The organism is Cohnella sp. GCM10012308 (assembly GCF_042649185.1).
Taxonomy (GTDB): domain Bacteria; phylum Bacillota; class Bacilli; order Paenibacillales; family Paenibacillaceae; genus Cohnella.
Genome location: NZ_JBHRYU010000051.1, coordinates 15,290 through 37,468, shown reverse-complemented (window position 1 = coordinate 37,468; position 22,179 = coordinate 15,290). Strand labels below are relative to the sequence as shown.

The following is a 22,179-nucleotide window of genomic DNA, read 5'->3' as shown; positions in this document are numbered from 1 at the left end:
AGCTGTGGTTAATTGCTCCATGTTTTCACTACTCATCTTCATCGCCACCAGGTTTTATTTACTATTTCATTACCCGATTTGATGATTGGCGTGATGATGTGCGTTTGTTAATTGCGTTCTATATAGATGAAATACCTGCAAATGTGCAGGTAAATGCAAATCGCAAGCCGATAATCCCGCTGACGAAGGAAAATAACTGCGCTTTTGCATCTATTCTATATAAATGGGTCCAAATCGGCAAAAAAGGATGTATATTTGCAGGCATTTCGGCGAAAGAACGACGCTGGCGACGATACGCGGTCCCGTCGGAACGGCTGTCGGACGAGCCAGCGATAGGCGTTTCGCGCGACGCCAGTTTCGGGTTCTGCCAAACCTAAAAGGATCGTCAGGGCGATGTTTCCTTGACGTTTTTCTTAGCCAACGGCGCGCATGCCGCCGGTTGGGACACCTCATTTTACATCACACTCTGACAGGAATACATCATCGTCCCCGACGGACCGCCACTCTATACTGAAGTCACAGAAAGGATGTGGCGCCGTTGCACGCAAGATGGAAGCTCTTTTGGAAGTACAGGTATTTGACCTTGATGATCGTCCCTTCCCTGGCCGTGATCGTCCTGAACAATTACCTGCCGATGTTCGGCGTGTTCATCGCCTTCAAGAACATCAACTATATCGACGGCATCTGGAAAAGCCCATGGGTCGGAATAGACAACTTCGAGTTTCTGTTCACCTCCGGCTCGATCTGGCGCATCGCCCGCAATACGGTGTCGTACAGCCTCGTCTTCATGCTCGTCAACCTCCTGCTGTCCGTGGCGATCGCCGTCGCGATCAATGAGATCCGCAACCGCTGGCTGGCCAAAACCTATCAGACTTTTCTCATCATGCCTTACTTCCTGTCTATGGTCGTCGTGAGCTACCTCGTATACGGGTTTCTCAATCCCGAGAAAGGCTTTCTCAATCACACGATCGTCGAATGGCTTGGCAAATCGCAAGTGTTCTGGTACTCCGAGCCGGCGTACTGGCCCTATATCCTGACGATCGTCAGCGCCTGGAAGGGCGTCGGCATCGGCGCCGTCATCTACATCGCGGCAATCGCGGGCATCGATCCCGAGTACTACGAGGCCGCCGTCATCGACGGCGCGTCGAAATGGCGGCAGATTTTCCACATCACGCTGCCCACAATCCGGCCCGTTATCGTCATCATCACGATTTTGAACATGGGCCATGTGTTCAACTCGGACTTCGGCCTGTTCTACCAGGTGCCGATGAACGCCGGTCCGCTCTATCCCGTCACCGACACGGTCGACACCTACGTCTATCGCGCGCTGAAGGAGCTCAACGATATCGGCATGTCTTCCGCGGCGGCGCTCGTCCAATCCGTGCTCGGCTTCGCGCTCGTGCTGCTGACCAATGCGTCGGTGCGCAAGATCGACAAGGATCAAGCCCTATTCTAGTAAAAATACCGAGGTGAACTGTAGCTATGCTGAAAACCGCAAGCCGCCGCGAGAATACGATCTCGCCGCTCACCAACTCCATCCTGAACGGCGGCTTCATGGCCTTGGCGCTGGCCTGCGTGCTGCCCGTTGTCCTGGTCATCGTCGTCTCGTTCACGCATAACGATTCCTTGCTAAGCCGCGGCTACAGCTTTTTTCCCGCCAAGTGGTCGCTGATCGCTTACGAGAGCCTGTTCAAGGATTACGGCACGATCCTGCGCGCATACGGCGTCAGCATCGGGATTACGGCCGCCGGCACCTTGCTCAGCGTGCTGCTGATGGCGCTGTATGCTTACCCGATCTCGCGCCAGGACTATCCGCTTCGGCCGTTCTTCACCTTCTTCCTGTTCTTTACGATGCTGTTCAGCGGCGGCATCGTGAGCAAATACATCGTGTTCACGCAGGGGCTCGGTCTGCTGGACAATTACTTGTCTCTCCTCCTGCCGCTGCTCATCGTCCCGTTTAACGTCATCATCATGCGCACCTTTTTTCAGACGACGATTCATCCCGCGCTCATCGAGTCGGCGAGGATCGACGGCGCGGGGGAATTGCGGATCTTTATCCGAATCGTCCTGCCGCTCTCGCTTCCGGTCATGGCGACGATGGCGCTGTTCAGCACGATCCTGTTCTGGAACGACTGGTTCAACGCGATCTTGTTCATCCGGGCGGAAGACAAGTACCCTGTGCAGTTTCTCATGATCCGCGTGCTGAACGATATCCAGTATCTGCGGGAAAACGTGCAGCTGGCGGCGCAAAATCCGGAAATGATGCGCGACCTGCCGAACGAATCGCTGCAAATGGCGATGGCGGTCGTCGGCATGGGCCCGATCCTGCTCGTCTATCCTTTTTTCCAAAAATACTTCGTCAAAGGTCTCACGATCGGCGCCGTCAAAGGCTGATCCGGCCGCTTGTCCATACCGGTAGTTCCGGCCAAGGCACGCTCGCTATGCCGATTCCCGGCCGTTCTATATAATTTGAATTAAATACCAGGAGGGTTACGCAATGAACATGAAAAAAACGAAAAGGCATATCCCGGCATTGGCGCTCGTATTCGCCTTCGCCACGATGCTGCAGGCTTGCGCCGGCGGCAACGGCAACGACAAGGAGGCCTCCTCGCCTCCGTCAAGCTCCGCCGTGCCCAGCACTTCCGCTACCGAGAGCGCGGCTCCATCCGAGAGCCCCGCGCCGAGCGAGCTCGCTCCGTACGAGGTGTCGATCGTCTACTTCGGCAAGCCGCAGGCGGACGACGCGCTCGTCGAAGCGAAGCTGAACGAATATTTCAAAGAAAAGATCAACGCTACGGTCAAGCTGCAGCCGATCGCCTCGAGCGATTATAAAAACCGCACCGAGCTGATGATGAACACCGGAGAAAAGATGGACCTCGTCTTCACGGCTTCCTGGCTGAATTTCTTTGGCAACGTTTCCAAAGGCGCCTTCATCGAGCTGGACGACCTGGTGGAAAAGTACGGGCAGGACATCAAGGACCGGCTGAATCCCCTCTATCTCGAAGCGCCGCGTCTCAAGGGCAAGCTGTACGCGATCCCGACGAACAAGGAAATCACGCAGGGCAAGGCGCTCACCTATCGCAAGGACATCGTCGACAAGTACCAGATTCCGATCGACAGCATCAATACGATGGCGGACCTCGAGCCTTGGATGGAAAAAGTTAAAGCAGGCGAGCCCGGCATCATCCCTTACTACGTGGCGGGCGGCTCCGGCAACTTCGGCGGCGGCTTCATGATGTACGAGACGCGCGGCAACTACCGGCCGATCGGACCGGCGCCGGCGAAGACGCCGATGTTCCTGCTCGACTACAAATCGTCCGACGAAATGAAGGTCAAGTCGGTGCTCGATCCCGAGATCGTGGATATCAACAAGCAGGAGGTCGGCCTGTTCCGCAGCTTCTACGAGAAAGGCTACATCAATGCCGACGCGGCGACGAGCACGACGACCGTCAACGATCTGCAGAAGGAAGGCAAGATCTGGGTCCAGGCCGCGACCTGGAAGCCGGGCGCCGATATCGAGATGAAGCTCGCCACCGACAGCAAATACGACTACGTGTCCCATGTCGTCGAGGAGCCGATCGTCACGACGGACCTGGCCGCAGGCTCGATGTTCGCGATCTCCCGGACGTCCAAGGATCCGGACCGGGCGATGATGGTGCTGAACTACTTGCATTCCGATCCGTACGTCATCAATCTGTTCGTCAACGGCATCGAAGACAAGCACTATAAAAAGGTCGGCGACAACCGTATCGAGCCGATCGCCGACAGCGGCTACAATCCCGGCACGTCTTGGGTCGTCGGCAACCAGCTGCTGAATTACCTGAAGCCCGGCCAGCCCGACGATCTGTATACGAGCTGGGAGAAGTTCAACAATGACGCCAAGCGTTTCCCGCTCATGGGCTTCGTGTTCGACGAATCGAGCGTGAAGAACGAGATCACGCAAATGACCGCCGTCGTCACCGAGTACCAATCGATCTTCACCGGCGCCGTTAAAAATCCTGAAAAGCTGCTCGACGAGCGCAACGCCAAGCTGAAGAGCGCGGGCATCGAGAAGGTGCAAGCCGAGCTGCAAAAGCAAATCGACGCCTGGCGGGCGGAGAACAAGAAATAAGGGTTGCGTAAAGCGACGCAAAAGCATGGCTCGGCAGAGCGGCCCGAATCACGGGACGCTCTGTCCGTCCGTTGAGGGAAGCAAATCATCTGCCGCAAGGGGGAATCGCGCGTGAAACCGGAAAACCTGATCTATACGTTCGTCAGCTACGCCGCGCACTACGATACATCATGGGGGCATGGCGTCGCCGTGGACGGCATCGACCGGACGGCCGCGCTGGCGCACAAGCACGGCATCCCGGTCACCTGGATCGTGAACGGCCGGTCCGTACCCGTCCTTCGGGAGCGAATCGCCGCCTGGCATGACGAATACGGGGACGATGTCATTTTGCAAACGCCGTTTTTTATCGAGGATACGGGAGCCGACAAGGAGGCGTTCAAGCGACGGCTGGAGGAGGATTGGCTCATCGTGCGGGAGGCGTTCCCCTGGGTTCGCACCAAGGTCGCGGCGCGCGGAAAAATTTACAACGAAGTGATCGAAGCGCTCGAGGAGCTGGAATTCAGCGGCATGTGGGGCTACTGCTGGGAGCAAGTATGGTGGGACGGCATCACGCACAACGGCATACCGTGGGGCTCGTGGTACGTCGATCCGTCCCGCTACAAGGCGCCGCATCCCGGCAAGGGGCGGATCGTCGCCTGCGAGTGGACGGCCCGCGATTTGAATGCGACCTTCCACTCCGGCTGCCCGGTCATCTACTCGACGGATCCGAACGACGTGCTACGGGCGGGCCTCTGCGACGGGAGCGACGTCGAGTACTGGAAGCGCCTGTTCGACGTCTACCTGGAAAATACGGCGCACAACGACCAGGTATTTTTCCTGCAGCAGCAGGAGGCGCACGAAATGGAATATACCGATCGGTTCGCCGTATTTCCCGCCGATCATGTCGAGGCTTGCGCGGGTATGCTCGATCTGTTTTTCGCCTATGTCGCCAGCCGGTCCGTCACGCTCACGACCGTGCCGCGGGCAATGGAGATGTATCGCGAAGCCAACGCCGAGACGGCGCCTTCGTATATGCTCGCGAGGGATGCCGGCGGACGGCCGCAGCCGAACGAATATACGGTCACGCTCGGGGGAACGGCGGCCGGACCCTGGCCGAAAACGTTCCTCTACTACGATAAAGAATGCCAGCTTGCGTTCGCGGACGGCGAATGCGTCCCCCGCCGCCTGCGCAGCTACGTAGGCCGGACCGGCATGCACGATACGTTCGATACACAGCCGCCGCAAGTGTTCGTGCGCGGCTACGACAAGACGGAAGACCACCTCGTCATGACCTTCGACATCGGGCATGCGCCGCCCATGCCGTTCGGACTCGCCTACTGGGACGATCTGAGCGGCTACGAGGTCGAATGCTGCTCTGGAGTGGCGACAGCCAAGATCATCTTGGGCGAACTCGTCTTCCTCAGGCTCAGCCTGAAGGGGGAACCGGCTGTCGTCGAGCTGAGGCTTAAAAGGAAGACAGGCTATGAACCGGCGCAAATTGACTTTATCCAACAAGGAGATGCAAGGCGTTAACTTCACGGTATTTGGCTTAATCGGCGTATCGACGCAGCATCCCATCCCAGCCTGTCCAGCTTATCGACGAATTGCTGCGGGGTAAGCCTGAGCGACACGAATTGCTCGATCAGGACGTTTCGCACGACCTCCGGCTCGTTGGACTGGCTGGGATTCCAGACCGGCGCCAGCCCGGAGGAAGCCGTTGTCCCTATCCGCTTCCAGACGATAGGCGAGATAACAGACCGCCTTTGCATAAGCAATCCCGCGGCAGGGAATACAAATGGAAACCATCACCATTTGCAAAGGAGCGCTCCCATGCCTGATCAGCTTCCCCCGCCTCCTCTTGCCAAAAAGCTTGACGAAGTGGCTGTGTCCCGTCAAATAAGCGACAATATGGCAATCATAAATCGACTCTTCGCGAATTGCGGAGATTTAAAAGTGTTGCCCTGGCAATTCGGAACGGGCCTCGAAAACGGAGCTTGCTCCGTCTTTCTGGATACGCTGGTTAATCACCGCAGGCATAACGACTTCAAGGACGCGCTGCAAAATCTGACGACTACGCGCATCGGACCGGCCGAGTCTGTCCGTTTGGAGCAAATCGTCGACTTCTTTGAAAATCACGGCACCTCCGAACCGGCTGCCGAGCTGATCGACAAGGTCGATCAAGTTATCTCGAAAATACTGGACGGCTATATCGTCGTGTTTATCGAGGGATGGAACCAAGCTCTAGGTTTTCAGGCGCTCGATATCGCCAAACGCCAAGTATCCGAGCCCATCACCGAGCCCAATGTCCAGGGGCCGCACGCCAGCACGATCGAAGATCTCGACAGCAATATCGGCGTCATCCGGAACTTGCTGAAGACGAGCCGCCTGAAGTTTCATTTCTTCGATACAGGCGAGAATAGCCGCAGGCGAGTCGCCTACGGTTATTTGGATCATGCCGTCAAGCCGGCTACGTTGGACGAATTCCGCGCGCGTTTGGAAGGCATCGGTACGGAGGAAATCCTTGACGTGTCTTATTTAGAGAGCTGGATCAACAACAAGCGTCTGTCCCCGTTCCCTCAAGTGCGGTATACAGAACGTCCCGACACGATCGTCGCCGCCTTGTTGGAAGGAAAGATCGTTGCGTTAATAAACGGAAGTCCTTCCGTCTTGATCAGTCCGACGAATTTTATGGAGTTTTTCGTAACGAGCGAGGATTACTATTACGGCATCGTCTACTCCACGCTTATTCGCTTTCTGCGCTTGAGCGCTTTTATCATTGCCCTGATTTTGCCGAGCACGTACATCGCGCTCACGACCTTTCATTCCGAGCTTATACCGACCGTACTCCTCCTGGCTATTTTAAATACGCGTGAAGGCATTCCATTTCCCGCTATGGTCGAAGCGCTGCTCATGGAGTTTTTCTTTGAGCTGCTCAGAGAAGCCGGCATTCGGCTCCCCCGTCCCATCGGCTCTGCAGTCAGTATCGTGGGCGCGTTGGTCATCGGTCAAGCCGCGATACAATCGCAGATCGCTTCCCCGGTGATGGTTATCGTCGTCGCTTTGACTGGCATCGCATCGTTCGCGTTACCACAATACAACATGGCGATCGCGCTTCGGATATTAAGGTTCCCGTTAATGTTCCTGGCCGCTTCGTTCGGAGGACTGGGCATCATGGTCGGCTTTATTTTGATTTATCTCCATCTGAACTGTCTCCGCTCGCTCGGCGAGCCCTACTTGTCGCCGATCGCGCCTTTGAATTTGCGACGGCTAAGAGACTCGCTATTCGTTCCATCCCGGCGCCATGCACGGCAAGCCTCCCAGAAGCGATCCGCGAACGGACCGCAGCCATGAATCTTAAGCCCCTGTGCAAGCTGGCCACGATTCTTGCTGTCGCGCTCGGTTTATCCGGTTGTTGGGATAACAAGGAGATGGATGAATACGGTTATGTCCAAGGCGTTGCGATCGATGCGACGCAAGACGGAAAGTTTGCGCTAGAAACTTTGTTTTATAATCCGACCAACGCCCAATCTACAGGCGGCGCCGCCAAACCCTCCGAGAAACGAGGACTAACGATTAAAACGAACGGAGAATCCGTTTTTGAAGCGGTTCGCCAGATTCCGATGAAATTGGGACGCAAGGCTAAATGGGATCATATGCGAGTCATATTGCTCGGAGACGGGCTGCTGAAAACGCACGATGCCGGGGAAATTCTGGACTTCTTCTCCAGAGATCACGAGCCCCGGGGCACCGTCCTGCCAATGGTCGCCCAGAGCGACGCAGGTCGGTTCCTTGAGATCAAGCCTTTTATCGAAGAAACGATCGGCCAACAATACAAGCGCATGGAGACGGAAGGCGCTCATTATTCGGCGAAGACGTCCGGCATACCGCTATTCGATCTGGCGATTCACCTCAAAAGTCCGGTCGGCGTCGCCATTATCCCGTTTCTCCATCAAGACGAAGCAGATCAAAAGACGATTCTCTCGGGACTAGCCATCCTGAAAAAAGGAAAGCTTGCTGGCATATTGGACAGCAAGGAAACCGCGACGTTCATGATGCTCGACAATCGATATCGAATCGGTATTCTGACTATCCCGTGCCAAGGGGCCGGTTCGCCGCAAATCGGTACGGCCGAGTCGCTTGAAGTGTTGTCTTTCTCCAATAAAATGAAGGTTTCCTTCGATGAGGATGGAAGGGTCATTGTCGGGATGCGGATTAAAATCCGCGGAACGGCAGGGGAGCTGCAATGCTCGAAGCTCGATTCGCCGCAAGAAACGAAAAGATTCGAGGAACAAGTCAGCGGCATGGTGGAGGAGCAGCTTCAGCATACCGTGTCTATTCTTCAGCAATATGAGTCGGACGCGCTCGGTATCGGCAATAAAATCGCCAGCCGGCATCCGAAGAAGTGGAGGCAAATCCAATCGTCCTGGGATAAAAGATTCGCAGAATGCCGCTTCCGCTTCGAGGTCGAGACGGAAATCGTGGGCACGGGGATGGATATCGGAACGCCGTTCAGCCAAGAGGAGGATTAGAAACGATGTTGGACAAAGTCGCGTATTTCGCGGTGATCGCAATCGCCATCGTATTAGCCGATCTCGCACAGCTGCGCCATGTCCGAAGCCGCGAGAAAGCAGCCTATGGCTCAATGCTGGCAATAGCTATTTATTTAGGCGTCATCTACGTGGCCCAAAGTTTGGCGTGGCCGAACCTGGACAATTTGTTCGATTTACTCAAGGGTCCGGCCGGAAGATTGGTTCATTTCATGTCATGATACTCGTTTATTGAGGACCGAGGTTTCTGAGGACCGAGACCTGTATGGCGAAGGAGGATTTGGCACAGCCATGAGTCAACCGTCAACGATTAGTTCCGCGCAAATGGCCACCTTGTTTCTGTTTTTCATGACCGGCTCTTCCATCGTACTCATCCCCGCTCCGCTTGCCCATTCGGCCGGCGCCGGGGCATGGCTGTCTTTAGTATTGGCCTGGAGCATGGGAGCCGTATATCTGTATTGCATTCTGTACCTCTACCGCAAAAACCCGGACTTGTCGCTGCTTGCCAACTGTCGGCTCGTCTTCGGTAAATCGCCTGCAAATATGATGATGCTTCCCTTCATTCTTGTCATGTTCTGGAACGTAGCCGGCATCGTCAGCGAGATCGGGTTGTTCTTCAAAAGCACCATGCTGAAGGAAACGCCTACCAGCGTCGTTCACGCGCTTATGTTTCTGATGATCGCCCTTACCGCAAGAGCCGGAATCGTCGTCATCGCGCGCATGTCGGCTTTGCTGCTCGCGCTGATGATTTTTTTCATCTTCCTCGTACTTATTCTCGTATCGAACCTTTTTCAACCCGAATTTCTGCTCCCGATCCTGCCGCATGGCATTGGCCCCTTGCTGCAGTCTGCCTATATCGCCTACGGCTTCCCTTATTCCGAACTGATCGTTTTCGCTTTTATCCTTCAGCTTGTCCGGCGAGAGGAATACCGTAAGTTAAGTAAACATCTTTATATCGCCTTAGCCGTCAACGGTCTCCTTCTTCTCATTTCCATACTTGGCAGCCTTCTAGTCCTTGGCCCGTTAACCGGCGACCTCAAATACTCTTTATTCCAACTCGCCCGACTGATCTTCATTCGCGAATTTATCGAACGGATCGAATCGGTCATCGGCTTCTCCCTTATCGTCGGTTTTTACTTTAAGGCTTCGATTCTGCTCTTTATTCTTGTCCGCACCGTCGTCGAGTGGCTGAACCTCCGCGAAGAGCGATTGTTTACCTTGCCGATCGCATTCATCTGCCTGCTATTGTCCATCACGACCTATACGAAGGAATCTTCGCTTAACGAGATGGTTAACGTCATCTGGCCCCTGCTCAATAACCTTTGCTACGTACTCCCGATGCTGCTTGTAGCCGCGGCCATGGTCTTTCGGAAGGCGGCTGACTAGGTTAGGGACAAAGGGACTCAGGGCTCTGTCTCTAGGTGGTGAAAATGTTGCGCATCTAAAATGAAAAAGTATGAAGTGGCTGCCTGCCATAAGGCGGCGATTAATAAAAAACAATATTATCATTCCCTGTAATTCCATAATGTACTATAATAGGCACAGACGTTAGGGCATAAGTCCTAATATACATATAGGGGGACAGGCTTATGAAATCGTTACCGGCTTGGATTATTTGTGCGTTTATTATGTTTGGTACGTCAGGCATTCTGATTTATCTTGGCGTTGATCGCTTTAAAAATTATTACATGAGCGAGAATTACTCTTCGCTCAACAAGTATGCATACGTAGGTGGAGATGCATACAATTACATCATCAACACCAACCTTATGAATGGTTATTTTATTCTGGCGGCCGCCGCCTTCATAGCTGGAACCTTATTGCTTGGAATAGGGTTTGTCGTTCATGCAATCTATAAGCATCAAGAGGATGCAGCGGTTAACCATATCCAATTAAAAAAGCAAATCGTCGCCTCTGCCGCGCCTACGCCAGTCACTGTTGTACCGGTCGCTAAATAAACGGTGATTTGTGTCGCCTTTAGAAAGAAGCAGTCCGAAATATGGCTGCTTCTTTCTCTATCTTAGTGCGTTTACAGATGAACCATTAAGTTCAGCAGTTCCGGAATATTCGAGACAATTATCGTTAAAGATTGGACGTCGTCTCTTCTATGACACTCGCAAGAAATGCAAGAGCCAGTCCTTGCCCCCAGCCCTGCGCCCATTTCCGATCAATGCCAAGATATCCCTCGATACTTTTCATTACAGCTGTACCGCCTGATACATTCAATACGCGCCCGGTATCGGAAATATTCGACAGCACGCCATCCAGCGCACGTTGCACGTACTTGGCATGGAGCGGATTGCCTTGTATTAGCATCGCAGCTCCGATGCCGGCGGTCGCCGACACTTCTCCGTAAGAGTCAGGGTAGTCGAGCACCGTGCCCCAGAAACCGTCATCCTTCTGCAGCACTTTGATTGCAGCGAGCTGATCGCGTAACGAACTCCATATATGCATCATGGGCGCATACAAATAACTCTCGGGCAGCAGCTTGGCCGCGCGGGACATCGTGTAAGTCGCCCAGGCATTCGCACGCGCCCAGAAAATGCCCGACATATGGTCCTCATTAATATGATTGTATCCGTGATACCAAAGGCCGCTTCGCTCGTCCTGCAAGTAATCGATATGCCAATAGAACTGATGCAGCGCATCGTCGATCAAGCGTTTTTCATTCAGCTTGATGCCCACGCGAAGCATGAAGTATGCCGCCATGAACAGACTTTTCGGATCGCGAAGTCCTCGTTCGACTCGTTTGCGGGCCTGTAATTTTTGCTCTACTCTGTCGTTATAAGTCAGTGGCGCCAGCCCTGCGGGAACGGATAAACATTTCTGCGTCCCTCCGATTCAATACGTTCCGCAGGCTTGGCTTAAAATACGATGCTTCTTCGCATCTTAGAATCGTGAGCAAACCCGGCCGCGGCACAGCAGTCACGCTATTATTTCCCCAGCCTCGAAAACCGTAACGGAAACCGAAAAGAGCCAGGGCACGTTTAATCGGTAAATTTAAACATGCTTTCCACGAACCTGACGACTCTGGTACGCGGCAGGCGTTATACCGGTTTTCTTCTGAAATACTTGATAGAAAAAGCTAAGATCTTTAAAGCCTACCTTATGGGCTACCTCCACGATTTTCACATCAAGGTCCGCCAGCAGCTTGGAGGCCTCCCTGATCTGGATCTCATGCTTGTAATCAATCAACGTTCTGCCTACGGCCGATTTAAATTTCGTGGTCAGCGAGGTGACGCTCATCCCGTGTAGCCGACTAATCTGCTCCAACGAGAACGACTCATTATAATGCCGCTCGATATATCGCTTTACCGAATCGATGACCGCGCTGTCGGAATCATTCAGTATCGTTTCCTTCCGCCAATCCCGCCGCGTATAGAATCGACCAAGATGAACGAAGCATTCCAGCATCCGCATTTTGATCAACAGTTTAAATCCGGCCTCCCGGGCTTGGTACTCGCGAATCATAAATTCCATGTGCGCCGTAATCAATGGCATGGCACGTCGCGGGACGATCAAGTGGGCAGGCAACTTTTCGCCTTTGCGGAGGAATGGGATATGCCCGTTAACGATAGCCGCATCAGAATCATGGTTCATCCCGAATTCGTACTGCATCACGCGCGGATCGAAAAGCAAAGTATAAATGACCGTTTCTGCGCTTTCTGACCCGATGTAGCCATGGTTAATATTTGGCTCGATGATGAACATATCGCCGGCTGCGATTTCGTAATTCATCCCCCCAAAATCATGAAATGCTTTTCCTTTTTGTACCAGAATAAGCTCAACGATATCGTGCGAATGGGGCGGAATCACCTCTCCCCTGCGTAACGCCCCTTTCTTGATCAAAAACGGAAATGACTCCTCTTGAACACACTCCATAGCCCGAAATATCGCCATGCCGGTCACCTCTTTGGTGATTTGTCAAAATCGTATCAAAAAAGTTGAACGGATCGCCCAAGAAAATAGATGTAGCTTATTTTATCATTGAATGGTAACGCTTACAAAGGAGGTGCGCGATAACTCGGTCTTTAAATAAGGGATTACAGTAATCAACCATCGCACAGGAGGTTCTCTATGAGAAAAGTAAACCTTGTTTCAATCTTGGCCGCATTCCTGACGGCGCTCATGGCATTCCCCGCTTCCGGCTTCGCAGTCGCAACCGGCTCGGCATCGGGCGGCTTCGACGTTTTCGATCCTACGGGTACCGGCGGGTTCCGTTACGGACCTTCGATTATCATCAATGCCGACGATAGCATCGATATGTGGACCTGCTCGCCGGGCTCGGGGGTGAACGGCCGCGAGTGGGATTACATCCGTTACAAACGATCTACGAACGGAGGTCTTTCCTGGGGGACCGAAACGATCGCGATCCAGCCGACAATCGGCGGCGAGGATTGGAATTCCAACTGCGATCCCGGCGTCGTCAAGTTCGGCGGCTATTATTATTTGGGCTACGGATCTACCCTGGATTCAAGGGGCATCAACAACGAAGTTTATGTGGCGCGCTCGACATCGCCGGGCGGTCCCTATGAGAAGTGGAACGGTTCGGGTTGGGGCGGCAATCCGACTTCATTTATTAAATTTACGGATGCGCCATTCAATACGTACGGAGCCGGAGAACCTAGCTTCGTCGTAAAAGACTCGACGCTGTACATCTATTACACGTGGGACGGACGCGACGCGCTCGGCAGACCGACCCACCAGACAAGAGTCCGGACAGCGCCGATCGCCGATCCCGATTGGCCGGGCCATACGACTTACCAAGGGGTCGCGCTGGAAAAGGATTTGGACGGAGACGATTCCACCGATCATAAATACGTCGATTCGCTGGGTAAATTCATCGCGGTCGGCTCGGCCAAAAGGTTTTCCAACGAAGGGTACGTCAAGCTTTACGAATCGACCGACGGCATCACGTACAAGCCCGCAACGATGAACCAAAGCGATCGCAAGCCCGCGCTCCATAACGCAGGCGTAAGCGGAGATCCGTCAGGGCACTTCGATACGTCGAAAACGAACTTTATCGGCTATGCCTACGGCACGACCTGGGCTTTCTGGTATACGGCATTCCAGCCCTTCACGTTGTCGAATACGAATCTGCCCGCGGTTCCGGTCGTCCGGGCGGTTCGCGCGGGCAACGGCCAAGTCATGCTTCATTTCCGTACGACGGGCGTAAGCGGGGAAACCTACAAAATTAAATACGGCACATCTAGCGGAAGTTATACGTCGACGATAACCGGCATTACGAGCAGTCCTTATACGATAACTGGGCTTGCGAACGGTACGCCTTATTACTTCGCGATCGCGGCGAGCGGCGCAAGCGGCGATAGCGCCGATTCGCTGCAGACTTCGGCGCTTCCGCTCAGCTACTCCGCCGCGCCGCGCGCCTCAGCGACAGCCTCCTCGTCGCTTGCCGGCTGGGACGTATCCAACGCCATCGACACCAATATTAATTCGACATGGGCAAGCAACGGTTATACGACCAGCGCTCATACCGAATGGATGTACGTCGATACCGGCGGCAACCGGTCGATCAAGCGTATAACTGCAACGCCAAGACAAGGCGACTATAACGGTTATCCGGGCTTCAAAATCCAAGTCAGTCTCGATGCCTCAACCTGGACGGACGCGGATCTGGAGAAGCCGGTAAGGATCGAATCGCCGCATTTACAGTTCGATTACAACTTGAAAACTCCAATTTACGGGCGTTACGTAAGACTGGTGGCGGATAACTTGGCATCGGACGGCAGCACGCCCGACAACTATCATTTCATGCTGGGCGACATACAGATTGATCAAGTGTCGTTAAGCGCGAGCGGCTCATCCAATCTATCCGGCTGGGAGCCCTACCGGGCGATCGATGGGAATTCGGTCAGCCCATGGTCCAGCGCCGGTCATGGCAGTCCGGTTGCGACGGAATGGCTGGCCTTAGATACCGGGGATTCGAACATCATCACCGGCGCCAAATTAACGCCGCGCGCGAACTACAACTTCCCTGTCGACTTCAAATTCCAAACCAGTACGAACGGTACGACCTGGACGGACGTTCCGGGCGCTTCCTATACGTCATACCCCAACCCTGGCAGCGACACGAAGACATTTACGTTTAATAGTCCCGTCGCCGCGAGACATCTACGGCTATATGCCACGAAGCTGAGCGCCGACCCGTACGGCAATTATTACGCGCAGGTCGGCGAGTTCGTCGTCGATTACGAGCCGAAACGGATCGTTACGGCTTCCTCCAGTTTAACGGGGTGGGACGCCGCCAAGCTCGGAGACAGCCAAAATAATACTTTCTGGTCCGGCGCCAACCACGCCAGCGCGAATTCGGCAGAATGGGTGCAATTGGATATGGGCAGTGTGCAGAATTGGAGCGGATTAAAGGTGCAACCGCGACCCGGCCTCTGCTTCCCGGTCGATTTCTCCATTCAATATAGTACGAACGGAACGGCTTGGAGTACCGTACCCGGAGCTACGTACTGGCATTATTATCTTACTTCCCCGACGGAGATGCAGCATTTTCCGTTCCAAAGCATCGTATCGGCCAGATACTTCCGCATTAATGCCACGAAGCTTGCCACAGACGGCAGTGCGTATTACTTCCAGTTAGGCGAGGTTTACGCTTATAAGTAAGGTTTTGGAGTTTTATTCTAGAACGTATAGTGCGGCTTCTATTCGGATTTTTCCGGAAGGGGCCGTTCTTTCATTCTGAAAAAAAGAAGAACGGCCTGAACCATTATGGATTCAGACCGCTGACAATCATTTTAATATATATACCTTAAATGACTCTTTCTAATAAAGTAGACCTAATTACACTTGCTGTACCCGCAATTCGTACACGTCTTGCATCCCTCGACGTTGATCAGCGAAGCCGAGCCGCAGGACGGGCACAAGTCAGTCGAAGTGTGACCCGTCTTGCCATACCCGTAGGCAGGCGGCGCCGGGATGGCGGTCGCGGCGATCGCGCCCGCTGCGTTGCCGCCTCCGCCGGCGTCAATTATCTCCGACGCGGCTGCTTCCTCTGCGAGCATACCCGCGTGCAGCTCGAGCGCCTTGGCGACGGCGTCCGCGATCGATTCGACGCGGTTTGGCCCGAAGCCGACCGCGCCGGAGCCGCCGATGCCCTTGAGGTGCTTGACGAGCAGCTGCACCTTGTCGCCGTGGTCGCCGTACCGGAGGAACAGCGAGCAGACGCGGCCGAGCGCCTCGGCCATCGCGAACACGTCGGAGCCGGCCTTGCCCACGTTCAGGAAGATCTCGCCCGGCGTACCGTCGAGGTCGTTGACCGTGATATACGCCATGCCGAACGGCGTATTGAACTTGTACGTCGCGCCGCGCAGTATTTTCGGACGGCTCTTGTAGGCTTTGTCGGCCGGAGCCGATACGACCGGCACGGCCTGCGCTGCAGGCGCCGCCTGAGCAGCTGCCTCCGGCAATACGGCTTGCAAGGCTGCCACCGCTTCGGCGATCGGAGCGGCCTCGTCCTTGTTTTCCTCCTGCTTTTCTTCCTTCTTCTCGTCCTTCGTCGTACTCAGCACTTGCACGTCGCGGCTGCCGTCGCGGTAGATGGTGACGCCTTTGCAGCCCAGCTCGAATGCCAGCTCATACAGCTCTGCCGTCTCTTCGACCGTGAAGTCGGCAGGACAGTTCGCCGTCTTGGAGATCGAGCTGTCCACCCACCGCTGGATGGCGGCCTGCGCCCGGATATGGTCCTTCGCGGACAGGTCCATCGCGGTCACGAACCATGCCGGCAACTGCTCGCCCGGATGCGCGTCCTGCCACTCCTGCGCGATCGGCACGAGCTGCTTGTCGTAGCCGAGCCGGCTTTGCCGGTAGAACTCGAACGCGAAGTACGGCTCGATGCCCGTCGAAGTCCCGACCATCGTGCCCGTCGAGCCCGTCGGCGCCTGCGTCAGCACGGTGACGTTGCGAATGCCGCGCTCGCGCACCGCCGCCCCGACTTCGGGATATGTCTCGGTCATGTTTTTCATGAAGCCGCTTTGCAGGAACGGCTCCGCATCGAATGCCGGGAACGATCCTTTCTCCGATGCGATCTCCGTGGAAGCCAAATAAGCCTCCTTCGCCATGAAGCCGTACAGCTTGTCAAGGAATATCAAGCTCTCCGGGCTGCCATACCGGATCTCGAGCCGGATCATCAGCTCTGCTAGCCCCATCGTGCCGAGGCCGACGCGCCGCTCAAGCTTCTGGTTCGCCTCATTTTCCGCGAAATGGTACGGCGTCTTATCGATGACGTTGTCCAGGAAGCGCGTCGAATAACGGACGACCCGGCCCAGCTCATCCCAGGCGACGTCGTGCTTCGCTTCATCATAGAAGCGTGAGAGATTGACCGCCGACAGGTTGCAGACGCCCCAGGCCGGAAGTCCTTGTTCACCGCACGGATTCGTACAAATTATAGGATTAAAGTACCAGCTATTCGACATTTGATTGTAATATTCCATAAACACGACGCCCGGCTCGGCCGACTTCCAGGCGGACTCGATGATCGTGCGCCACACCTCGCGCGCGCGGACGGTGCGATAAGAAATGACCTGCTTGCCGAGCGACTTCCACTTGTCAAGGTCCCCGTCCCACAGCGCGTCGTATTCGGCATCGGACGTATCGGGAAACACGAGCTCCCAATCCAGATCCTCTTTGACCGCCTTCATGAAGCCGTTGCTCACGCATACCGACAGATTGGCATTCGTAACCTGCCCCATCGTCTGCTTGACCGTAATGAAGTCGACGACGTCCGGATGCCAGTCGTTCATCATCAGCATGAGCGCGCCGCGCCGGCTGCCGCCCTGTTCGATGAGTCCGGTCGTATAGCTGAACAAACCGCCCCAGGATACGGCGCCGCTCGACGAGCCGTTAACCCCGCGCACGATCGACCGGCGCGGGCGCAGCGACGACAGATTGATGCCCACGCCGCCGCCGCGCGACATGATCTCGGTCATCTCGGTCAGCGTCTCCATAATGCCGCCTCGGCTATCCTTGGGCGACGGGATCACGTAACAGTTGAACAGCGTCAGCTCGTCGCTGGCGCCGGCTCCCGCGGCGATCCGGCCGCCCGGCACGAGCTTCCAGTCGTCGAGCAGCCAGCGGAAGCGGTCGCGCCATATCTCCTGCCGCTCGGGCGCTTCGACCGACGCCATCGCGCCCGCCAGCCGGTCCCACATTTCCTCCGGCGACTGTTCGATCGTCAGGGTCAGCTTCTCCGGAGACGTCTCGACCAGATCGCCTCCGCGCGTCCGCACCGTCACCCTTTTGCCGTCACGCGCAATGACTTCTCCGACCTCCTTGGCCGGGAACTTCGGATCGTCCTTCGTCAGCGCCAGCACCGTGTCGCCAACCTTGACCGCATTCGTATCCGCGTTTTTCCATGCGTATCGATCGAGGAAAATTTTCTCGCTCAGACCTTCGAGACGACGGCCTGCGGCCTTGTCCGCCCCGCCATTGTTCAATTGGACGCTCACTTCGCCACTCTCCTCATAGGACACAATATATTGCGACGTTACCCCATTATACGCTACAAAATATAGATATTCGAGTGACCTTCCCGTGAATTGCGACAATTGTCCCACAAAATTCGGACGGCCGGCACAAGCTGCCGAACCCGCCCGAATTATGACGCAAGTTAGGTTATGAAATTGTCGCGCTTGCTCATACTAAAAGAATAGACCCCAGAGGAGGAGTAGCATCTGCGCCCCCCATTTTATCATCCGCACGGCTCCGAGGCCGAAGTAAAAACGACCGTCAGCATCGCTCCTTCGTTCGCGTCGACCGACGGCGCATCCCATACTGCCGCGCAGCAAAATGCCATACCGGCCGGCGGACGCCCCGTAAATGCCCCCGCTTCGCCCGACGAAGCCGCGCGCAACGCGCGCAAGCTGCATCCGCTCGTCGATCTGCACGTCGACCGCGCCGCCTTCGAGGAGCTCGAGCGCAGAGCCGACCGGGGCGGACCGTGGGACGACTGGTCGCTGTACAAGATGTCCTGGGAGGCCGAGGAAGCGCAGCTTGTGACGGACTTCCACGAGCTGCAGTGCATGCGGGTGCTGCCCGGCCTGACGCCCCTTCCGCATCAGGAGGACACGGCGCGGCGCGTCCTTCACGAGATGCGGGGCAGAGCGATTCTCGCGGACGAGGTCGGTCTCGGCAAGACGATCGAAGCCGGGCTCATTCTGAAGGAATACATGGTTCGGGGGCTTGTAAAACGGACGCTCATTCTCGTGCCCGCCTCCCTCGTGCTGCAGTGGGTTCGCGAGCTGAACGCCAAGTTCGGCATTCCGGCCATCGCCCAGAAAAAGGCGTACCACTGGAACAACGATGTCGTCGTCGCTTCGATCGACACGGCCAAGCGCGACCCGCACCGCGAGCTGCTGCTCGATACCGAATACGACATGCTCGTCATCGACGAGGCGCACAAGCTCAAGAACAAGAAGACCGGCAACTACCAATTCGTCAGCGATATTCGCAAAAAGTATTGTCTGCTGCTGACGGCGACGCCGGTGCAGAACGATATGAACGAGCTCTACAATCTCATCACACTGCTCAAGCCGGGACAGCTCGGCGGCGAAGGAGACTTCTCCGCGAACTACGTGGCCGGCAAGCGCATCGCCAAAAACGAAGACAAGCTTCAGGAAGCGCTCGGCCAGGTCATGATCCGCAACCGCCGCACCGACGGCGGGGTCGAGTTCACGAAGCGCTTCGTCGCCAACGTCCCGCTCCGGCTGTCGCCCGAGGAGCAGGCGCTCTACGAGGCCGTCACTCGCTACGTCCGCGAGAATGCGACCGTCGAAGGCGTCGACATGTCCAGCATGCTCTCGCTCGTTACGCTGCAGCGCGAGGTTTGCTCAAGCCGGGACGCGGTGTTCCTGACGCTCATCAACCTTTTCAAAAAAACGCCGGAAGATTCGCCGCGCCGCCCGAAAATCTGGGAGCTCGTCGAGTTCATCCGTCAGGTCAAGGCGAATACGAAAGCCGAAGCGACCATAAAGCTGATCAACGAGATCGGCGACAAGGTCATCGTATTCACCGAATACCGCCAGACGCAGGAATACCTCCTCCGCTTTTTCCAGGAGCACGGACTGAACGCCGTGCCTTACCGCGGCGGGATGAACCGGGGCAAAAAGGACTGGATGATGGACCTGTTCCGCAGGCGCGCGCAGGTGATGGTGGCGACCGAGGCGGGCGGCGAAGGGATCAATTTGCAGTTCTGCCACCATATCATCAACTTCGACCTGCCGTGGAATCCGATGCGCGTCGAGCAGCGGATCGGCCGGGTGCACCGCCTCGGGCAGACCGAGGACGTGAAGATCTACAACCTCTGCACCTACGGGACGATCGAGGAGCATATCGTGCACCTGCTGCACGAGAAGATCAATATGTTCGAGACGGTCATCGGCGAACTCGACGAGATCGTGGAGCGCATGGAGCGTGAGGAATCGCTCGAGAAACGCCTCGCCAAAATGATGCTGGACGCCAAAGACGAAGGCGAGCTGCGCAACCGCATCGACGGCCTTGGCGAATCGCTGCTCCGTACCAAGGCGCAGGTAGAGAAGGAGGTCTAGCGCATGAACGCCAAGCAGGTGGAAAAGTTCGTCATGTCCTATCTCGAGGCGACGGGGTGCGACATTATCGAAAAAGCGAAAGGGAGCGTTACCGTCAGGCTGTCGCCGGAGGCGGACAAACGGCTGACGAACCGTCCCTACTACTGGGGCTTCGTAGAACGTACGGGGACCCCGCCCGAGACGCTGACGTTTTCCTGGCATTTCGGACAAGACGACGAGACCGGGGACGCCGATTCCGGCCCGGACGACGGCGAGCCGCAGGCTTCGGCTCCAGCTGCCGCGCTATCCCCTCTTGGCTTTGGCGTCGCGCCCGTCCGCGTGCTGCGCGAGGACTTGTACTTCGGATCGGGACGGCTGGCGCAGATCTTCGGCGCGGTTCGGGACGGGGGGCGCTGCGTCGCCATGTTCGAGGAGCCGCCGAGGGGACGGGCCGACCGGCTCGGCTCCAATCCGTACACGGCATGGCTCGGCGTCAATTTCAAGGTGGACTATGAATGCGACATGAAGCGCGAGGAAATGTACGGCTGGGGTATCTCGCTGGCCACCGGCTATATCGACGAGCGGTTTCTGGAAGGGCTGCGCGGACGGAAGTTGACGCCGAGGCTGCCGTCCAACGTGCACCTGCTGCCGAACGGGCTATCGCTCAAAAAGGCGATGACCCAGCTGGAGCAGGCGCTCGAGCGCAAGCTTAAGTCCGGCGATTTCGTCTGGGCGGCAGAAGCCGAGGACCGCAGACAGGACGAGCTGCGCCGGATCCGATCCTATTACGATCCGATGATCGGGCGGGCGGTGACCGACGAGGAAAAGGAGACGCTGTCGCAGCGCCTCGCCCAGCGGGAGTCCGAGATCGACTGGCAATACCGGCCGAGAGTGACGTTATCCGTCATGAACTGCGGACTGTTTCACTTGCCTGGCATTCATTAGCCCCGATGCGACAAAAATAGAAGCCCTTCCCGCTGCGCGGTCGGACAGCATCCGGCACCATCGGCGGCGCGGCTCCGTTACAATGAACGGACAAGCCCGAACATTCCAACGACCAAAGGTGATACGATGCGAAAAGCCAATCGGTCCGCCGCCGGCAGACCGCTGCTGCTCGTCCTTCTGCTGACCGTCTTGAGCGTCTTTGCTTCTTCCAGGTCGGCCGCGGCGCCCGTGCCCGCGGATACGACCGATCCGGCCCGATGCGCCGCAGCCATCGTCGCGCAGCTGTCCGGCCAGCCTGGCTTTGCAGCCTGGAAAACCGGCTCGTCCCGCATCGAGGCGCTCGGTCCCGGCACGCATGGCTGGCTCGCGACCGTTGTCGGTCCGAATGGTTCGCCGCTCGGTTACGTCGTCGTGTATGCAGCCGAAGACGGGACCTGCCGACTTGGCGAATACGGCCTTGGCCCCAAGCCGCTGTTCGATACGACGACGCTGCGCATGGCTCTGGCTACGGGCGGCTACATCCCGGCTGCGACTTCGAACGCTTTTCGCGCCGTCAAGCATTATATCCACCCCCTTGCGGCGGCCTGGGAAGTCAAGCTCGCCAAGGAGACGATCTGGCTGGATGCCAAATCCGCGGAGGTGCTGCCTGTCAATAACGAAGCCCAATGGCTGGCAGCCGCAGCGAGCGAGCCGTACATGCCGGAAGCCGCGGCGCCGGGCAAGCCCGGCGAGCTCCGTCTGCTGACTGCCGCCGAGACGTTCGATCCCTATGAAAGGCTGTCCTGGCTGCTCGGCGACAAGCCTTTCGCGCCTCAGCAGGATCGGTTGATCGCCCGCGTGAAGGCGAAGGACCGCCTCGTGTACGTCGCCGAGCCGCTCGGGGACAAGATGCTGTACGCGTTGTCCGTTGTCGGCTATCAGCGCTGGCAGAGCGGCCGGCTCGATCTCGCGCTCGACATGAGCGGTCAACGCTTCATTCCGCTCGATTCCTTGACCAAGATTAACAACGGCCTTTTTTATCGCTAATTTTCCGGATGCAAAAAGAGCC

General features: G+C 56.4%; 19 protein-coding genes. 14 read left to right on the top strand and 5 right to left on the bottom strand.

Going from position 1 to position 22,179, the window contains the following annotated elements; all coding sequences use genetic code 11:
• From ACFOTD_RS32480 to ACFOTD_RS32460, 5 genes are all read left to right on the top strand, one after another.
• Window positions 1–377, top strand: a 377-nt coding sequence (locus tag ACFOTD_RS32480) for a hypothetical protein (protein WP_378124134.1), incomplete at its 5' end; no start/stop codon positions are given.
• A gap of 152 nt (window positions 378–529) precedes the next feature.
• The gene (locus ACFOTD_RS32475; protein ID WP_378124133.1) at window positions 530–1,456 is read left to right on the top strand and encodes an ABC transporter permease; all 927 of its coding nucleotides are present in this window, start codon (window positions 530–532) and stop codon (window positions 1,454–1,456) included.
• 26 nt (window positions 1,457–1,482) lie between these two features.
• Window positions 1,483–2,394: a carbohydrate ABC transporter permease gene (locus ACFOTD_RS32470; protein WP_378124132.1), complete on the top strand. Its 912-nt coding sequence runs from the start codon at window positions 1,483–1,485 to the stop codon at window positions 2,392–2,394.
• A gap of 103 nt (window positions 2,395–2,497) precedes the next feature.
• Window positions 2,498–4,111 (top strand): ABC transporter substrate-binding protein, encoded by a 1,614-nt coding sequence (locus ACFOTD_RS32465; protein ID WP_378124131.1) that lies wholly within the window; start codon window positions 2,498–2,500, stop codon window positions 4,109–4,111.
• 111 nt (window positions 4,112–4,222) lie between these two features.
• Window positions 4,223–5,623, top strand: coding sequence for a hypothetical protein (locus ACFOTD_RS32460; protein ID WP_378124130.1), 1,401 nt, complete (start codon window positions 4,223–4,225; stop codon window positions 5,621–5,623).
• A gap of 2 nt (window positions 5,624–5,625) precedes the next feature.
• Here ACFOTD_RS32460 and ACFOTD_RS32455 read toward each other — a convergent pair whose 3' ends face one another.
• A complete protein-coding gene (locus ACFOTD_RS32455; RefSeq protein ID WP_378124129.1) occupies window positions 5,626–5,859 on the bottom strand; it encodes a hypothetical protein in 234 nt (77 codons plus the stop codon).
• A 61-nt stretch (window positions 5,860–5,920) separates the two neighbouring features.
• On the opposite strand from ACFOTD_RS32455, the gene ACFOTD_RS32450 reads away from it, so the two are divergent.
• The 5 genes from ACFOTD_RS32450 (at window position 5,921) to ACFOTD_RS32430 (ending at window position 10,595) form a co-directional block, all read left to right on the top strand.
• Window positions 5,921–7,441: a spore germination protein gene (locus ACFOTD_RS32450; RefSeq protein WP_378124128.1), complete on the top strand. Its 1,521-nt coding sequence runs from the start codon at window positions 5,921–5,923 to the stop codon at window positions 7,439–7,441.
• Window positions 7,438–8,619 (top strand): Ger(x)C family spore germination protein, encoded by a 1,182-nt coding sequence (locus ACFOTD_RS32445; protein WP_378124127.1) that lies wholly within the window; start codon window positions 7,438–7,440, stop codon window positions 8,617–8,619. Before ACFOTD_RS32450 ends, ACFOTD_RS32445 begins: the two co-directional genes overlap by 4 nt.
• Before the next feature lie 5 nt (window positions 8,620–8,624).
• On the top strand, window positions 8,625–8,858 hold the full coding sequence (locus ACFOTD_RS32440; protein ID WP_378124126.1) for a hypothetical protein: 234 nt from the start codon (window positions 8,625–8,627) through the stop codon (window positions 8,856–8,858).
• Window positions 8,859–8,928: 70 nt separating this feature from the next.
• The gene (locus ACFOTD_RS32435) at window positions 8,929–10,023 is read left to right on the top strand and encodes a GerAB/ArcD/ProY family transporter (protein ID WP_378124125.1); all 1,095 of its coding nucleotides are present in this window, start codon (window positions 8,929–8,931) and stop codon (window positions 10,021–10,023) included.
• A gap of 203 nt (window positions 10,024–10,226) precedes the next feature.
• Window positions 10,227–10,595, top strand: a complete 369-nt coding sequence (locus ACFOTD_RS32430; protein WP_378124124.1) for a hypothetical protein — start codon at window positions 10,227–10,229, stop codon at window positions 10,593–10,595.
• A gap of 124 nt (window positions 10,596–10,719) precedes the next feature.
• On the opposite strand, the gene ACFOTD_RS32425 is transcribed toward ACFOTD_RS32430, so the two are convergent.
• Window positions 10,720–11,346 carry a glycoside hydrolase family 88 protein gene (locus tag ACFOTD_RS32425; protein ID WP_378124123.1) on the bottom strand — a complete coding sequence of 209 codons (627 nt, stop codon included), beginning with the start codon at window positions 11,344–11,346 and terminating at the stop codon, window positions 10,720–10,722.
• 291 nt (window positions 11,347–11,637) lie between these two features.
• On the bottom strand, window positions 11,638–12,486 hold the full coding sequence (locus tag ACFOTD_RS32420; protein WP_378124122.1) for an AraC family transcriptional regulator: 849 nt from the start codon (window positions 12,484–12,486) through the stop codon (window positions 11,638–11,640).
• Between the two features lie 228 nt (window positions 12,487–12,714).
• Here ACFOTD_RS32420 and ACFOTD_RS32415 point away from each other — a divergent pair, with 228 nt between their 5' ends.
• A complete protein-coding gene (locus tag ACFOTD_RS32415) occupies window positions 12,715–15,270 on the top strand; it encodes a discoidin domain-containing protein (RefSeq protein WP_378124120.1) in 2,556 nt (851 codons plus the stop codon).
• Window positions 15,271–15,443: 173 nt separating this feature from the next.
• Here ACFOTD_RS32415 and ACFOTD_RS32410 read toward each other — a convergent pair whose 3' ends face one another.
• Both ACFOTD_RS32410 and ACFOTD_RS32405 read right to left on the bottom strand, forming a co-directional pair.
• Entirely contained in the window at window positions 15,444–18,110 is a 2,667-nt protein-coding gene (locus tag ACFOTD_RS32410) for an adenosylcobalamin-dependent ribonucleoside-diphosphate reductase (RefSeq protein WP_378124119.1), read from the bottom strand.
• Between the two features lie 242 nt (window positions 18,111–18,352).
• Complete coding sequence (locus ACFOTD_RS32405; protein WP_378124118.1) at window positions 18,353–18,523, bottom strand: hypothetical protein; 171 nt, start codon at window positions 18,521–18,523, stop codon at window positions 18,353–18,355.
• A 1-nt stretch (window position 18,524) separates the two neighbouring features.
• Here ACFOTD_RS32405 and ACFOTD_RS32400 point away from each other — a divergent pair, with 1 nt between their 5' ends.
• The 3 genes from ACFOTD_RS32400 to ACFOTD_RS32390 all read left to right on the top strand — a co-directional run bounded on the left by ACFOTD_RS32400 (window position 18,525) and on the right by ACFOTD_RS32390 (window position 22,157).
• Window positions 18,525–20,207 carry a DEAD/DEAH box helicase gene (locus ACFOTD_RS32400; protein ID WP_378124139.1) on the top strand — a complete coding sequence of 561 codons (1,683 nt, stop codon included), beginning with the start codon at window positions 18,525–18,527 and terminating at the stop codon, window positions 20,205–20,207.
• 3 nt (window positions 20,208–20,210) lie between these two features.
• Window positions 20,211–21,131: a YqhG family protein gene (locus tag ACFOTD_RS32395; RefSeq protein WP_378124117.1), complete on the top strand. Its 921-nt coding sequence runs from the start codon at window positions 20,211–20,213 to the stop codon at window positions 21,129–21,131.
• A 126-nt stretch (window positions 21,132–21,257) separates the two neighbouring features.
• On the top strand, window positions 21,258–22,157 hold the full coding sequence (locus ACFOTD_RS32390; protein WP_378124116.1) for a hypothetical protein: 900 nt from the start codon (window positions 21,258–21,260) through the stop codon (window positions 22,155–22,157).
• Window positions 22,158–22,179: the final 22 nt, after the last annotated feature.

Coding starts and splice junctions, on each gene's coding strand:
- ACFOTD_RS32470 (WP_378124132.1), top strand. CDS start 1,483: ATGCTGAAAACCGCAAGCCGCCGCGAGAATACGATCTCGCCGCTCACC.
- ACFOTD_RS32465 (WP_378124131.1), top strand. CDS start 2,498: ATGAACATGAAAAAAACGAAAAGGCATATCCCGGCATTGGCGCTCGTA.
- ACFOTD_RS32455 (WP_378124129.1), bottom strand. CDS start 5,859: ATGCAAAGGCGGTCTGTTATCTCGCCTATCGTCTGGAAGCGGATAGGG.
- ACFOTD_RS32450 (WP_378124128.1), top strand. CDS start 5,921: ATGCCTGATCAGCTTCCCCCGCCTCCTCTTGCCAAAAAGCTTGACGAA.
- ACFOTD_RS32445 (WP_378124127.1), top strand. CDS start 7,438: ATGAATCTTAAGCCCCTGTGCAAGCTGGCCACGATTCTTGCTGTCGCG.
- ACFOTD_RS32440 (WP_378124126.1), top strand. CDS start 8,625: ATGTTGGACAAAGTCGCGTATTTCGCGGTGATCGCAATCGCCATCGTA.
- ACFOTD_RS32435 (WP_378124125.1), top strand. CDS start 8,929: ATGAGTCAACCGTCAACGATTAGTTCCGCGCAAATGGCCACCTTGTTT.
- ACFOTD_RS32430 (WP_378124124.1), top strand. CDS start 10,227: ATGAAATCGTTACCGGCTTGGATTATTTGTGCGTTTATTATGTTTGGT.
- ACFOTD_RS32425 (WP_378124123.1), bottom strand. CDS start 11,346: ATGGCGGCATACTTCATGCTTCGCGTGGGCATCAAGCTGAATGAAAAA.
- ACFOTD_RS32415 (WP_378124120.1), top strand. CDS start 12,715: ATGAGAAAAGTAAACCTTGTTTCAATCTTGGCCGCATTCCTGACGGCG.
- ACFOTD_RS32395 (WP_378124117.1), top strand. CDS start 20,211: ATGAACGCCAAGCAGGTGGAAAAGTTCGTCATGTCCTATCTCGAGGCG.
- ACFOTD_RS32390 (WP_378124116.1), top strand. CDS start 21,258: ATGCGAAAAGCCAATCGGTCCGCCGCCGGCAGACCGCTGCTGCTCGTC.